The 14,954-nt window shown below is 66.9% G+C and carries 10 protein-coding genes; 7 read left to right on the top strand and 3 right to left on the bottom strand.

Translation table 11 applies throughout. The annotated features are described in order from the left end of the window. Nucleotides 1–249: 249 nt before the first annotated feature. Nucleotides 250–2,877, top strand: a complete 2,628-nt coding sequence (locus VHP37_04250) for an EAL domain-containing protein (GenBank protein HEX2825533.1) — start codon at nucleotides 250–252, stop codon at nucleotides 2,875–2,877. Nucleotides 2,878–2,936: 59 nt separating this feature from the next. On the opposite strand, the gene VHP37_04245 is transcribed toward VHP37_04250, so the two are convergent. Beyond that, on the bottom strand, nucleotides 2,937–5,444 hold the full coding sequence (locus VHP37_04245; protein ID HEX2825532.1) for an EAL domain-containing protein: 2,508 nt from the start codon (nucleotides 5,442–5,444) through the stop codon (nucleotides 2,937–2,939). Further along, complete coding sequence (locus VHP37_04240; protein HEX2825531.1) at nucleotides 5,441–6,346, bottom strand: ATP-binding protein; 906 nt, start codon at nucleotides 6,344–6,346, stop codon at nucleotides 5,441–5,443. The genes VHP37_04245 and VHP37_04240 overlap by 4 nt, the downstream gene beginning before the upstream one ends. Before the next feature lie 262 nt (nucleotides 6,347–6,608). Here VHP37_04240 and VHP37_04235 point away from each other — a divergent pair, with 262 nt between their 5' ends. Then, complete coding sequence (locus tag VHP37_04235) at nucleotides 6,609–7,484, top strand: ADP-polyphosphate phosphotransferase (GenBank protein HEX2825530.1); 876 nt, start codon at nucleotides 6,609–6,611, stop codon at nucleotides 7,482–7,484. A gap of 253 nt (nucleotides 7,485–7,737) precedes the next feature. On the opposite strand, the gene VHP37_04230 is transcribed toward VHP37_04235, so the two are convergent. Then, the gene (locus tag VHP37_04230) at nucleotides 7,738–8,757 is read right to left on the bottom strand and encodes a 2-dehydropantoate 2-reductase (protein HEX2825529.1); all 1,020 of its coding nucleotides are present in this window, start codon (nucleotides 8,755–8,757) and stop codon (nucleotides 7,738–7,740) included. 244 nt (nucleotides 8,758–9,001) lie between these two features. On the opposite strand from VHP37_04230, the gene pstS reads away from it, so the two are divergent. The 5 genes from pstS (at nucleotide 9,002) to ppk1 (ending at nucleotide 14,951) form a co-directional block, all read left to right on the top strand. Continuing rightward, the gene (gene pstS, locus VHP37_04225; protein ID HEX2825528.1) at nucleotides 9,002–10,048 is read left to right on the top strand and encodes a phosphate ABC transporter substrate-binding protein PstS; all 1,047 of its coding nucleotides are present in this window, start codon (nucleotides 9,002–9,004) and stop codon (nucleotides 10,046–10,048) included. Between the two features lie 170 nt (nucleotides 10,049–10,218). Further along, nucleotides 10,219–11,163, top strand: coding sequence for a phosphate ABC transporter permease PstC (gene pstC, locus VHP37_04220; GenBank protein ID HEX2825527.1), 945 nt, complete (start codon nucleotides 10,219–10,221; stop codon nucleotides 11,161–11,163). Further along, on the top strand, nucleotides 11,160–11,999 hold the full coding sequence (pstA, locus tag VHP37_04215) for a phosphate ABC transporter permease PstA (protein HEX2825526.1): 840 nt from the start codon (nucleotides 11,160–11,162) through the stop codon (nucleotides 11,997–11,999). The genes pstC and pstA overlap by 4 nt, the downstream gene beginning before the upstream one ends. After that, nucleotides 11,996–12,802 (top strand): phosphate ABC transporter ATP-binding protein PstB, encoded by an 807-nt coding sequence (pstB, locus tag VHP37_04210; GenBank protein ID HEX2825525.1) that lies wholly within the window; start codon nucleotides 11,996–11,998, stop codon nucleotides 12,800–12,802. Before pstA ends, pstB begins: the two co-directional genes overlap by 4 nt. Nucleotides 12,803–12,809: 7 nt before the next feature. Further along, on the top strand, nucleotides 12,810–14,951 hold the full coding sequence (gene ppk1 / locus VHP37_04205) for a polyphosphate kinase 1 (protein HEX2825524.1): 2,142 nt from the start codon (nucleotides 12,810–12,812) through the stop codon (nucleotides 14,949–14,951). The last annotated feature ends 3 nt before the right edge of the window (nucleotides 14,952–14,954 follow it).

Here is a 14,954-nt window from a genome sequence, read left to right as displayed (position 1 = left end):
TGCGCCACAGAAAGCGAACGCCGCGGCAGCGACGACTGCGGCCGCGCGAAGCCTGGACGCGGGGGAACGGTGCATAGGAGTCGGATTATCGAGCACTTTATATGCCGAATCTCGCATCGCTTCGTGCGGAATGTCACGCGTTGAGCTCCAACGGGCGCCGCGACGGCATGGGCGTTGCATCGGCCATGGGTTCGATACAGATCGGGCGGAAAGGTTTCCAGCCCGACGCCGCGTGGAGAGGAAGGCGCAGTGACGAGCAATACGAAAGGCGAGCCGGCGGGTCTCTGGACTGACCGGGCCAACATACTCATCGTCGACGACCGGCCCGCGAACCTCCTGGTGCTCGAAAGCATGCTGGAGGAGCTGGGCCAGAACGTCGTCACCGCGCGCTCGGGACACGAGGCGCTGAAGCACCTGCTCGAGCGCGAGTTCGCCGTCGTGCTGCTCGACGTCAACATGCCCGGCATGGACGGCTTCGAGACCGCGCGCTACATCCGCGAGCGTCCCAGGACCGCGCACACCCCGATCATCTTCCTCACCGCGTACGCCGAGGCGATGGAGCAGGCGAAGGGTTACTCGCTCGGCGCCGTCGACTGCATCGTCACGCCCGCGATCCCCGAGATCCTGCGCACCAAGGTCCGCGTGTTCGTCGAGCTCTGGCTGATGACTCGCGAGGCGCGGCGGACCGAAGCGGAGCGGATGACGCAGGGCATGATCGAGGCGCTCCCGAACCCGGTGTTCCTCATGGGCGCGAACGGCCGCTATCGCGGCGTGAACAAGGCGTGGGAAGCGTTCTTCGCGATCGATCGCACGGTCGCGGTCGGCAGGACCGCGCGCGAGCTCTTCCCGCACGCGCCCGCGATCGCGGACTGGTGCGATGCCCTGCTCTGTTCCGACGCGCAGACGCACGAATGCCCGCTCCCCGCGGCCGACGGCCGTGTGCGGGAGGTGATCTGCTACCGGGCGCCGTATGCCGGGCTGGACGCGATCGACGGCATGATCGGGACCATCGTCGACATCACCGAGCGCAAGCAGGCCGAGCAGCGGCAGGCGATGGAGCACGCGGTGACGCGCGCGCTCGCCGAAGCCGCGAGCGTCCCGGAAGCGATGACGACCGTGCTGCGCACGATCTGCACCGGTCTCGGCTGGCACTACGGCGTGCGCTGGCATTGGGACGCCCGGACCGGGTTGCTGCATCGGGCGGAGAGCTGGGCGGGCGACGGCCCGGCGATCCGCGACTTCGACGCGGCGATCGCGCGCACCGAGCTCGAGCCGCGCCCCGACGGCACCGGTCTGGCGAGCCGCGCGTTCTGGGCCAAGAAGCCGGTGTGGATCACCGACATCGGCGCTGCCAGCGATTTCAGGCGCAAGGCGCACGCGGTCGAGGCCGGCCTGCACGCGGGCTTCGCCTTCCCGCTCCTGCGCGGGAGCCACGCGCTGGGCGTCATGGAGTTCTTCCACCGCGACGCGGGCGACCCCAACCCGGTGCTCGTCAACATCGCCGAAGCGATCGGGAGCGAAGTCGGGCAATACCTCGTGCGCACGCAGGCCGAGGAAGCGGTCAAGTTCATGGCGATGCACGACGCGCTGACGAAGCTGCCCAACCGCGCGATGTTCAGCGAGCGGCTCGCCTCCGCGATCGCGAACGCCGAGCGTCATGCGCGCACGCTCGCGGTGCTCTTCATCGACCTCGACCGCTTCAAGCTGATCAACGACACGCTCGGTCACGAAGCGGGGGATTACGTCCTGGGCGAATGTTCGCGGCGGCTCACCGACAGCCTGCGCGCGGGCGACACCGTGGCGCGCCTCGGCGGCGACGAGTTCGTCGTGCTGCTCGAGGAAGTGGACGACCCGGTGTACGTCGGCAGCGTCAGCCAGAAGCTGATCGACGCCCTCGCCGCGGCGTTCATGATCGGCGGCAAGGAATATCGCGTGACCGCGAGCATCGGCGTGTCCGCGTATCCGCAGGACGGGAGCAATCCCGAGACGCTGCTCAAGAACGCCGACATCGCGATGTATCGCGCGAAGGAGCGAGGCCGCAACGGCTTCGAGTTCTACTCGGCGCATCTTTCCAACGACGCGATCGAGCGGCTGTCGCTGGAGTCGGGGCTGCGGCGCGCGATCGAGCGCGACGAGCTCGAGCTCTATTACCAGCCGCAGATCGAAGCGTGCACCGGGCGCATCGTCGGCATGGAGGCGCTGGTGCGCTGGCGCCATCCGCAGCTCGGCGTGCTGCCGCCGGCGCGGTTCATCCGCATCGCCGAAGAGAACGGGCTCATCGTCCCGCTCGGCGACTGGGTGTTGCACACCGCGTGCAGGGCGCACCGCGAATGGCAGGCCAAGCACATCGCGCCGCCGCGCATCGCGGTCAACCTCTCGCCGCGCCAGTTCCTGCACGCGGGGCTGGTGAAGGACACGCTGCGCGTGCTGGAATCGAGCGGCTGCCGGCCTTCGTACCTGGAGCTCGAGATCACCGAGAGCATGGTCATGCACGATCCCGCGGGCGCCGCGGCGGTGATCGAGGAGCTGAAAGAGCTCGGCGTGCGCATCGCGATGGACGATTTCGGCACCGGCTATTCCTCGCTCGCGCACCTGAAGCGCTTCCCCATCGACACGCTCAAGATCGATCGCTCGTTCATCTCCGACCTTCCGGGCGATGCGGGCAACATGGCGATCACCGACGCCATCATCGCGATGGCGCGCACCCTCCACCTCACCGTCATCGCCGAAGGTGTCGAGACGCGGCCGCAGTTCGAGCTGTTACGCAGGCTGGGCTGCGACGAAGTGCAAGGCTATTACTTCAGCGCGCCGGTGCCGTGGGCGGAGGCGACGGTGCTGCTGACCGAGGCTTCGTCCACTAACGTGGCCGAAGCGTGAAGGAAGGTGATGAAGTGATGAAGTGACCGGACTGGCTCATCACCTCATCACCTCATCGCTCACGATTTCAGCGCCTCGCTCGCCGTCTTCGCCATCCCCGCCGACTCCCTCAGCATCTCCTCCAGCTCTGCCGGCGGTTTCGGTTTCGAGACCAGGAATCCCTGGATCTCGTGGCAGCCCTGCGCGTGGAGGAAATCGCTCTGCGCCTCGGTCTCCACGCCTTCGGCGATCAGGGTCACTTCGAGGCTGCGGCCGAGCGCGATGATCGAGCGCACGATGTTCGCGTCGTCGGAGTCGTGCGGCACGCCCTGCACGAACGACTGGTCGATCTTCAGGAAATCGATGGGGAAGCGCTTGAGGTACGCGAGCGACGAGTAGCCGGTGCCGAAGTCGTCGATCGCGTGCGACACGCCGATGCCCGAGAGCTTCTCGAGCACGTTCTGCGTCGCGGCGGGATCGTGCATGGCGACCGACTCGGTGATCTCGAGCTCGAGGTGGCGGCTTTCGAGGCCGCTTTCCTCGAGGACGGCGCCGATCGTGTTCACGATCCCCGGCTGCCTGAACTGCCGCGGCGACAGGTTCACCGCGACGCGCAGGTCGGCGAAGCCGGCATCGCGCCACGCGCGCATCTGCCGGCATGCGGTGCGCAGCACCCATTCGCCGATCGGCACGATGAGGCCGGTCTCTTCCGCGATCGGGATGAACTGCATCGGCGGCACGAGCGCGCCACCCGCGGCGCGGCGCCAGCGGATCAGCGCCTCGACCGAAGTGATGCGCCCGCTGTCGAGATCGATGCGCGGCTGGTAATGCAGCTCGAACTCGTGCATCGCGACCGCGCGGCGCAGGTCGGCTTCGAGCTGCAGGCGCTCGAGCGCGTCGGCGTTGAAGTCCGGCGTGTAGAAGCACACCTGGTTGCGGCCGGCCTGTTTCGCGCGGTACATCGCGGTGTCGGCGTGCTTGAGCAGCTCCTCGCGGTTGTTCCCGTCGTCGGGGAAGATGCACACCCCGATGCTCGCCGAGGTGAACACGTCGCGGCTGTCGATCGCGACCGGCTGGTCGACCTCGGTCAGGATCTTCTGCGCGATGGTCGCGATCGCGGCGGTGTTCTCCACCTCGTTCAGCACCACCGCGAACTCGTCGCCCGACAGGCGTGCGACGGTATCGGACTCGCGCACGCAGGTGCGCAGCCGCTGGGCGATGGTCTTCAGCAGCGCGTCGCCGCTCGCGTGCCCCAGGCTGTCGTTGATGATCTTGAAGCGGTCGAGGTCGAGGTAGAGCAGGGCGAACTTGCGGTGCGAGCGGTCGGTGAGCGAGATCGCGTGATCGAGGCGATCGTTGAGCAGGTTCTTGTTCGCAAGGGCGGTGAGCGAATCGTAGTTGGCCCGGTACTCGAGCTCGGCCTCGTACTGCTTCAATTCGCTGACGTCGCTCTGCACGCCGACGAAATGGGTGACCACGCCTTCGTCGTTGCGCAGCGGCGAGATGCGCAGGTTGTTCCAGAAGAGCGTGCCGTCCTTGCGGTAGTTGCGCAGCAGCACCGCGGCCTCGGTGCCCGCGGCGATCGCTACCCTCAGCCGGTCGAGATCGGGCTGGTCGCGGTCCTCGCGCTGGAGGAAACGGCAGTTGCGGCCGATCACTTCGTCGGGGCGATAGCCGGTGATGCGCTCGAACGCGCGGTTGACGTGCACCACCGGCAGATCGGCGCTGCGCGCGTCGACGATGAGGATCGCGTTGGTGGCGGCGTCGATGGCGAGCTCCTGCAGCCGCAGCATCTCGCCCGCGCGGCGGCGCTCGGTGACGTCGTGGTGCGTCCCGGACATGAGCATCGCGCGGCCGTTCGCGTCGCGCCGCACGGTGCGCCCGACGGTCTGCAGCCAGCGCCACTCGCCGTCCTTGGCGCGGATGCGGTACTCGATCGAAAGGCGCGGCGTCTCGCCGCGGTAGTGCCGGGCGAGCGCGACGCGCAGGCGCTTGACGTCGTCGGGATGCACCAGCGCCTCCCACGTATCGATGCGCGCCGGCACCTCGCTAGGGCCGTAGCCGAGGAAAGGCCCGAGCTCGCGCGAGAACGCGACGTGGCCCGACTCGATGTCGAACTCCCACACCGAGACTTCGGAGGCTTCGAGAGCGAGCTGGAGCCGCCGCTCGCTCTGGCGCAGGAGGTTCTCGGCCTGCTGGCGCTCGCGCTGCTCGAGCGTCTCGCGCAGCGCGCGGGCGACCGCGGGGGCCAGCCGCTGCAGCCGCGACTTCAGGACGTAGTCGGTGGCGTCGGCGCGCACGCATTCCACCGCCTGGTCCTCGTCGAGCGTGCCGGTGACCATGATGACCGGCACGCCCGGCTGCAGCTCGTGCGCCTTGCGCAGCGCCGCGAGGCCGTCGTAGCCGGCGAGGTTGTAGTCGCAGAGGATGACGTCGAAGCGGTCGCCGGAGAGGCACTTCTCGTAGCCCTCGCGCTCCTCGACCCACGTGATGTCGCTGTCGGGATAGGCCTCGCGCAGACGCCGGCCGATCAGGTCGGCATCGACGGGGCTGTCCTCGAGATGCAGTACGCGGATGGCCTGGCTCATTCTTGGTTGAGGTCGGATTCTGCAGGCATGGCGAAGGTGAAATAGAACGCGGCCCCTTCGCCCGGTGTGGCCTGCGCCCACACGCGCCCGCCGTGCCGGGCGATGATGCGCTGTACCGTGGCAAGCCCGGTACCTGTGCCTTCGAACTCCTCGGGCGGGTGCAGGCGCTGGAAAATCCCGAACAGGCGATCGGCGTAGGCCATGTCGAAGCCTACGCCGTTGTCGCGCACGTAGAGCACCGCTCGCCCGTCCTGGGGCGCGTCGGCGCCGATCTCGACGACCGCCCGCTCGCGGCGGGCGGTGTACTTGACGGCGTTGCCGATGAGGTTGGCGTAGACGGTCTTCAGCATCGCGGGGTCGGCCTCGACGAGCGGAAGCTCGCCGATCCGCCATTCGATGTCGCGTCCGCGCGTGTCCGCCTCCAGCCCGGCGATGACCGCATCGACGACCTCACGCGGAGCCACGCGCGCGGGGCTCATGGCGGCGCGCGACAAGCGCGAGAACGACAGCAGCGCGTCGATGAGCTCGCCCATCTGGCGGCTCGCCTGCACGACGACGTTGAGGTAACGCCGCGGCTCTTCGTCGAGCCTGTCATCGAGCGCCTGAGTGAGAAGCTGCACGTAGCCGCCGATGTGGCGCAGCGGCGCGCGCAGGTCGTGTGACACCGAATACGCAAACGTCTGGAGCTCCTTGCTCACCGACTCGATCTCCGCGGCGCGCCGCGCGAGCTCCTGCTTCGCGCACTCGATCTCGCTGTCGCGCCGCGCCAGCGCGGCTTGGAGCTCCCCGATCGCCGCCGCATGTCTCGCCCGCTCGGCGCGGGCGGCCCGCAGCAGCACGACCGCGACCGCGATTGCCGCCGCTACCGCCAGCAGCAGGCCCGCTGCGAGCAGCGCTGTCACTGGGGGATGACTCCGGGCACGGCTGCTGCAAATGGATGGAACAATTTGCCGGGTTCCTTGCCTAGGACGATGCGTAAGACCGCAAAGGGTCGATGATATCGTCATTGGTTGCTGCGCAGCATCCTCGCCGCGCACCGGCGCCATCCCCCGTTACGGCACGTTCCGCAAAACGCTTGAGGCGTCACGAAAGTCGAAGGCGGCGCCGGGACGATCGCGCCCTGGTATACCCTTGGGCAGGACCGACCGAGGGAGAGCGACACGCGTGAAGATCAAGACCGGCGATTACCGTGTGAAGCGCGGCGACAAAGTCGACCTTTCGAAATGGCCGACGAAGGTGAAGAAGTACTACGGCTCCGAGGACGATTACGAAAAGCAACTCGCCGAGCACGTCGGCAAGCTGAGCGAGCTGCAGCCGGTGCTCTATGCCGATCACCGCTACGCGCTGCTCGTCATGTTCCAGGCGATGGACGCGGCCGGCAAGGACGGCGCGATCAAGCACGTGATGTCGGGCGTCAATCCGCAGGGGTGTGTGGTCTACAGCTTCAAACACCCCGGACCGGAGGCGCTGAAGCACGACTTCCTGTGGCAAGCCTCACAGCAGCTGCCGGGGCGAGGGCACATCGGCATCTTCAACCGCTCGTATTACGAGGAAGTGCTGATCGTGCGCGTGCACCGCGAGCTGCTCGAGGCGCAGTCGCTGCCGAAGGAAGCCGACGGCAAGGACGTCTGGAGCAAGCGCTATCGCTCGATCCGCGACTTCGAGAAGCACCTCTACGCCGGCGGCACGCGCATCGTGAAGATCTTCCTGCACCTGTCGAAGGAGGAGCAGAGAGAGCGCTTCCTCGCGCGCCTCGACGAGGCCGACAAGAACTGGAAATTCAACGAGGGCGATCTGACCGAGCGGGCGTACTGGGACGACTACATGAAAGCGTACGAGGCGTGCCTCGGCGAGACGAGCGTCAAGCACGCGCCGTGGTATGTCGTCCCCGCCGACGACAAGCACAATGCGCGGCTCATCGTGTCGAAGATCCTCATCGAAGCGCTGGAGGCGATCCCGATGAGCTATCCGAAGGTCGACGCGAAGCGGCGCAAGGAGCTTGCGGAGATCCGCAAGCGTCTCGAAGCCGGGGACGTTTAGGAAACCGTCATTCCCGACCGCGCGCGAGCGCGAAATGATCGGGAATCCATTTTGACCTTTGACGGTTCAAAATGGATTCCCGCCTTCGCGGGAATGACGGCGGCTGCCTTCGCGGGAATGACGGCGGCTGCCTTCGCGGGAATGACGGCGGCTGCCTTCGCGGGAATGACGGCGGCCGCCTTCGCGGGAATGACGGCGGCTGCCTTCGCGGGAATGACGGCGGACGCTTTCGCGGGAATGACGAGCCGCGTGCTTACGCTGCTCGAGCGAGCGGCGCGAGACGCACCGCGCCCTTCCCCGCCGACATCGTCGACGACAGCAGCTTCACGCACGCGTAGACCGCGCTGATGTTCGGCGTCGGCACGCCGACGAGGCGGCCGAGCTCGATCACCGAGCCGACGAGCGGATCGATCTCCGGATCGCGGCCCGCTTCGACGTCCTGCAGCATCGACGTCTTGTGCTTGCCGACGCGCTCCGCGCCTTCGATGCGGCGGTCGACCGTCACGCGCAGCGTGCGGCCGAGCTTCTCGGCCACCGCCTGCGCTTCGAGCATCATGTTGCGCGCGAGCTCGCGGGCGAGCGGGTGCTGGCAGAGGTCGACCAGCGTCGAGTGCGTCAGCGCGCTGATCGGGTTGAACGAGAGATTGCCCCACAGCTTGAGCCAGATCTCCGAGCGGATGTCGGTCAGCACGGGCGATTTCAGTCCCGCCTCGACGAACACCTGCGTGATCGATTGGACGCGCTCGCTCTCGGTGCCGTCGAGCTCGCCGAGCGGGAAGCGGTTGCCTTCGATGTGCTTGATGACGCCCGGCGCCACCATCGTGGTCGCGGGATAGACGACGCAGCCGAGGATGCGGCGCGGGTCGACCGCCGTGGCGCAGATGCCGTCCGGATCGACCGACTCGACCGTCGTGCCTTCGAGCTCGCCGCCGTGGCGCTGGAAATACCAGAACGGGATGCCGTTCTGCATCGGGATGACGACCGTCTCGTCATGGAAGAGCGACGCGAGGTCGTCGGCGATCGGCGCGACCTGGTGCGCCTTGACCGTGAGCAGCACCAGATCCTGCACGCCCGCCTCGGCGATGCGCGAGGTCGCTTTGACGCGCTCGCAGCCGATCTGGCTGCCGTCGTGGTCGAGCAGCGTGAGGCCGTTTTCGCGGATGGCGGCGAGGTGCACGCCGCGCGCGATCACCGTGACTTCGTGACCGGCTTTCGCGAACAGGACCGCGAGATAGCCGCCGATGGCGCCGGCGCCGACTACACAGATTCTCATCGTTCTCTTCCTCAATGATGGATGGCCCCGTCGACGGGGTGCACCCGGTGTAACGGCCGCCGGGACGCATTCTTGAACCGGCCGAAATCGGGGACAGACCCCGATTCAGCCCCTCGAAACAGGCCTCGCGCACTGAAAACAAAGGATAAAAAAATCGGGGTCTGACCCCGATTCGTCTGTGTAATTTTCCTGTCACACAGGCTGCATACACTGGCGCCTTCGATCATGACCACACGGTGAAAACATGCGTTTCGTCTCTACGAAACAGTTACTTGCGGCTGCCTTGCTGGCGGTCGCGCCGCTTGCGCAAGCGGCTGACCTCACGGGCGCCGGCGCCTCCTTCCCGGCGCCCGTTTACGCGAAATGGGCCGAGGCCTACGCGAAGGCGACCGGCAACCGCGTCAACTACCAGTCGATCGGCTCGTCGGGCGGAATCCGGCAGATCAAGGCGAGAACGGTCGACTTCGGCGCGTCCGACGCGCCGCTCAGCCCGCAGGAGCTCGACAAGGACGGTCTCGTGCAGTTCCCGACCGTCATCGGCGGCGTCGTACCGGTCGTTAACGTCCCGGGTATCAAACCGGGCGAGATCCGCCTGAACGGCCAGGTCCTCGGCGACATCTACCTCGGCAAGATCGTGAACTGGAACGACAAGGCGATCGCCGAGCTGAATCCCGGCAAGCAGCTTCCCAACCAGGCGATCGGCGTGGTGCGCCGCGCCGACGGCTCGGGCACGACGTTCATCTTCACCAACTACCTCTCCAAGGTGAACCCCGAGTGGAAGCAGAAAGTCGGCGAAGGCCAGTCGGTGCAGTGGCCGGTGGGTCTCGGCGGCAAGGGCAACGAAGGCGTCGCGGCGTTCGTGTCGCGTGTCCCGGGCTCGATCGGCTACGTCGAATACGCGTATGCCAGGCAGAACAAGCTCGCGCACACCCTGATGCAGAACGCCGCCGGCGCTTACGTCAGCCCGAGCGACAGCGCGTTCAAGGCCGCCGCCGCGGGCGCCGACTGGAGCAAGTCCGCTTTCTACGAGATCCTGACGAATCAGCAGGGCAAGGAGAGCTGGCCGATCAGCGGCGCGACGTTCATCCTGCTCCACAAGAACGCCGAGAAGGCGCAGCAGACCGCGGAAGTGCTCAAGTTCTTCAACTGGGCCTACGAAAACGGCGACAAGCTCGCGCTGGATCTCGACTACGTGCCGATGCCCGACACCGTCGTGAAGCTCGTGCGAGGCGCATGGGCGGCCGGCATCAGGGACGGCTCGGGCAAATCATTGTGGGCGGCCGCTAAATAAACGCGCTTCGGCAGCAGATCGTTTCACTGCGCAATCCCGGCGCCGGTGGAGACACCGGCGCCGCTTCCACGTGCAATCCGAGAAGAGATGACATGCACGCCACCGTCGCACACCCCGATGCACGCGCTCCCGACCGCGAATTCGTCGACCGGCCGTCACCCACTCCCCGCATGCCGCGCCGCCGCTCCGCGCTTGCCGACGCGCTGTTCTTCAACCTCGCCCGTTTCTTCGCCGTCGTCACGCTGCTCACGCTCGTCGGCATCATCGTTTCGCTGATCGTCGCCTCGTGGCCGACGATCGAGAAGTTCGGACTTTCGTTCCTGTGGCAGTCCGAGTGGAACCCGCCGGCGGACCGCTTCGGCGCGCTCGTGCCGATCTACGGCACGCTCGTCACCTCGGCGATCGCGCTGATCATCGCCGTTCCGGTGAGCTTCGGCATCGCGCTCTTCCTGACCGAGCTCTCGCCGCGCTGGCTGCGCCGTCCGCTCGGCACCGCGATCGAGCTGCTCGCCGCGATCCCGAGCATCGTCTACGGCATGTGGGGCCTGCTCGTATTCGCGCCGCTGTTCGGTCAGTACGTCGAGCCGGCGCTCGCCGCCACGCTCGGCCGGCTGCCCGGCATCGGCGTGCTCTTCCGCGGACCGCCGCTCGGCATCGGCCTGCTCACCGCCGGTGTCATCCTCGCGATCATGATCATCCCGTTCATCGCGGCGGTGATGCGCGACGTGTTTCTCGTGACGCCGGCGATGCTGAAGGAATCGGCGTACGCGCTCGGCGCGACCACCTGGGAAGTGACGTGGAAGGTGGTGCTCTCGTACACCAGGGTCGGCGTGATCGGCGGCGTCATGCTCGGCCTCGGACGCGCGCTCGGCGAGACGATGGCGGTGACCTTCGTCATCGGCAACACCAACTTCCTGTCGAACGCGTCGCTCTTCAGTCCCGGCAACAGCATCACCTCGGCCCTCGCCAACGAGTTCCAGGAAGCGAACCCCGGCCTGCATTCGTCCGCGCTGATCGAGCTCGGCCTGATCCTCTTCTTCATCACCTTTCTCGTGCTCGCCGCCTCCAAGCTGCTGCTGTCGCGATTGAGCCGCACCGAAGGGGCGCGCGCATGACGCTCCATGGACGGCGCAAGCTCGTCAACCGGATCGCGCTCGGCGCTTCGCTCGGCGCGATGGCGTTCGGGCTCTTCTGGCTCGCCTGGATCCTGATCGAGGTGATCCGTCTCGGCGTCGGCGGTCTCTCCCTCGATCTCTTTACGAAGATGACCCCGCCGCCCGGCAGTGAAGGCGGCCTGGCGAACGCGATCGCCGGCAGCCTGATCATGGTCGGCGCGGCGAGCCTCATCGGCACGCCGATCGGCATGCTCGCGGGCATCTATCTCGCCGAGTACGGACAGCGCGGCTGGCTCGGTGCGTCGACGCGGTTCGTCAACGACATCCTGCTCTCCGCGCCGTCGATCGTGATCGGTCTGTTCATCTACGCGATCATGGTGGCGCAGATGAAGACCTTCTCCGGCCTTGCGGGTGTCGCCGCGCTGGCGCTGATCGTCGTTCCGGTCGTCGTGAGGACGACCGAGAACATGCTGATCCTCGTACCCGACAGCCTGCGCGAAGCGGTCTTCGCGCTCGGCGCGCAGAAATGGAAAGTCGTCACGCTGGTGACGGCCCGGGCCGCGCGCGCCGGCATCGTCACCGGCGTGCTGCTCGCGGTCGCGCGCATCGCCGGCGAGACCGCGCCGCTGCTCTTCACCGCGCTCTCGAACCAGTTCTGGAGCGTGAGCCTCGCCGATCCGATGGCCAACCTGCCGGTCACCATATTCAAGTTCGCGATGAGCCCGTTCCAGGACTGGCAGCAGCTCGCGTGGGCCGGCGTGTTCCTCATCACCGCCGGCGTGCTGCTGCTCAACGTGCTCGCACGCGTCATGTTCAAGGAAGGTCTGAAGCAATGAGCGCACCGGCGTTCGCCATAGCCCAGCGCACCGTAGAGCCGCTGAAGGAGACCGTGCAGATCGCCGCACGGAACTTCAACTTCTATTACGGCCGGTTTCACGCGCTCAAGAACATCGACCTGGACATCTACAAGCGCCGCGTCACCGCCTTCATCGGCCCCTCCGGCTGCGGCAAGTCGACGCTGCTGCGCGCGTTCAACCGCATGTACGAGCTCTATCCGGAGCAGCGCGCGCAAGGGCAGCTCACGCTGGACGGCCGCAACATCCTCGATCGCGACGTCGATCTCATCGACCTGCGCGCGCGCGTCGGCATGGTGTTCCAGAAGCCGACCCCGTTCCCGATGACGATCTACGACAACATCGCGTTCGGCGTCTCGATGCACGAGAAGCTCTCGCGCTCCGCGATGGACGAGCGGGTGGAGTGGGCGCTGCGCAAGGGCGCGCTGTGGGACGAGGTCAAGGACAAGCTGCGCCAGGGCGGCACGAGTCTTTCAGGAGGACAGCAGCAGCGCCTGTGCATCGCGCGCTGCATTGCGGTAAAGCCCGAGGTCCTGCTGCTGGACGAGCCGACCTCGGCCCTGGACCCCATCTCGACCGCCCGCATCGAAGAGCTGATCGGGGAGCTGAAGCGCGACTTCACGATCGTGATCGTGACGCACAATATGCAGCAGGCCGCCCGGGTATCCGATTACACCGCCTACATGTACTTGGGCGAGCTTGTCGAGGTCGGGCGAACAGACAGCCTTTTCATCAAGCCTCAGAAGAGAGAGACTGAGGACTACATCACCGGTCGTTTCGGCTGACATGGACATGGATCCCGCAGGACTGCCCGGACTGCTCGCCGATTCGCTGTCCGCCGACACGGCGGCGCCGGCGAAGCATCCCAAAGCCGGCCCGCACCTGTACCTCAACCGCGAGCTCGGGCAGCTTGCGTTCACCCGGCGGGTGCTCGCCCAGGCCGAGAACGGGAACTACCCGCTGCTCGAGCGGCTGAAGTTCCTCTGCATCGTCAGCAGCAACCTCGACGAGTTCTTCGAGATCCGCGTCGCGGGTCTGCACGCCGAGATCGAAGCCGGGACGCCCGCCGCCGGTCCCGACCGCATCCGCCCGCAGCAGGTCTTCGAGCAGGTCGCCGTGCAAGCGCACGCGCTGGTGAGCGCGCAGTATGCATTGCTCAACAACGAGATCCTGCCCAGGCTCGAAGCCGAAGGCATACGCTTCCTGCGCCGCGGCGAGTTCACCAAAGAGCAGGCCGCGTGGATCAAGGATTATTTCCTGCGGCAGGTCATGCCCGTGCTCACGCCGATCGGGCTCGACCCCGCGCACCCGTTCCCGCGCGTGCTCAACAAGAGCCTCAACTTCGCGGTCGAGCTCGAAGGCAAGGATGCGTTCGGACGCAACTCCGGCACCGCGATCGTGCAGGCGCCGCGCGTGCTCCCGCGCATCATCCGCCTGCCCGCCGACGTCGCGACCCGCGAATACGACTTCGTTTTCCTGTCGTCCATCCTGCACACGCACGTCTCCGAGCTCTTCTCCGGCATGAAGGTGGTCGACTGCTACCAGTTCCGCCTCACGCGCAACAGCGAGCTCTTCGTCGACGAGGAAGAGGTGAAGGACCTGCGCACCGCGCTGCGCGGCGGCCTGCCGCAGCGCCAGTTCGGCGACGAGGTGCGGCTGGAGGTCGCCGACAACTGCCCGCGCCACATCGTCGACTTCCTGCTCAACCAGTTCTGCCTCACCGAGCAGGACCTGTATTGCGTCGACGGACCGGTGAACCTCGTGCGGCTGATGAACGTGCCCGACGGCGTCGACCGGCCGGACCTCAAGTTCCCCGCGTTCGCGCCCGGCGTGCCCGGCGTCAAGCGCGCGGGGGCGGACATCTTCGAGACGCTGCGCGCGAACGACGTGCTGCTGCACCACCCGTATCAATCGTTCGCGCCCGTGGTGGAGTTCCTGCAGCAGGCCGCGCGCGATCCGAACGTCGTCGCGATCAAGCAGACGGTGTACCGCACCGGCGCCGAGTCCGAGCTCATGGACATCCTCATCGCCGCGGCGAAGAGCGGCAAGGAGGTCACGGTCGTGCTCGAGCTGATGGCGCGCTTCGACGAGGAAGCGAACATCAACTGGGCGCAGCGCCTCGAAGAGGTCGGCGCGCACGTCGTGTACGGCGTGGTCGGCTACAAGACGCACGCCAAGATGCTGATGGTGGTGAGACGCGAGGACGGCCTGCTCAGGCGCTACGTGCACCTGTCGACGGGGAACTACCATGCCCGCACGACCCGGCTCTACACCGATTTCGGCCTGCTCACCGCGAACGAGGAGATCGGCGCCGACGTCAACGACATCTTCACCCAGCTCACGGGTCTGGGGAAGGCGACCAAGCTCCAGCACCTCTGGCAGGCGCCGTTCAACCTGCACAAGAATCTGCTGCGCGCGATCAACAACGAGATCGCCCACGCGCGCGCCGGCAGGCCCGGGCGCATCATCGCGAAGATGAACGCGCTGCTCGAGCCGGCGGTGATCGCCGCGCTCTACGACGCGTCGACGGCGGGCGTCGAGATCGACCTCATCGTGCGCGGCGTGTGCGCGCTGCGTCCCGGCATCCCCGGCGTGTCCGAGCGCATCCGCGTCCGCTCCATCGTCGGGCGCTTCCTCGAGCACTCGCGCATCTTCTACTTCCACAACAACGGCGAGGAGAACGTCTATCTCTCCAGCGCGGACTGGATGCCGCGCAACATGTTCCGCCGCGTCGAAGTGTGTTTTCCGATATTCGATCCCAGGCTCAGGAAGCGCGTCATCGCCGAAGGTCTCACCGCCTATCTCGAGGACACCGACCTCACCTGGATCATGGCGCAGGACGGCGCCTACGAGCAGGCCGCCGCGGGCGGCGCCAGGCGCGTCAATTCGCAGGACCGGCTGCTGCAACTGCTGTCGAGCGCGACCGCGGCGTAGGCT

This window comes from Burkholderiales bacterium (genome assembly GCA_036262035.1).
Classification (GTDB): domain Bacteria; phylum Pseudomonadota; class Gammaproteobacteria; order Burkholderiales; family SG8-41; genus JAQGMV01.
The sequence above is the reverse complement of the archived record's forward strand: the minus strand, read 5'-3'. Positions and strand labels throughout refer to the sequence as shown.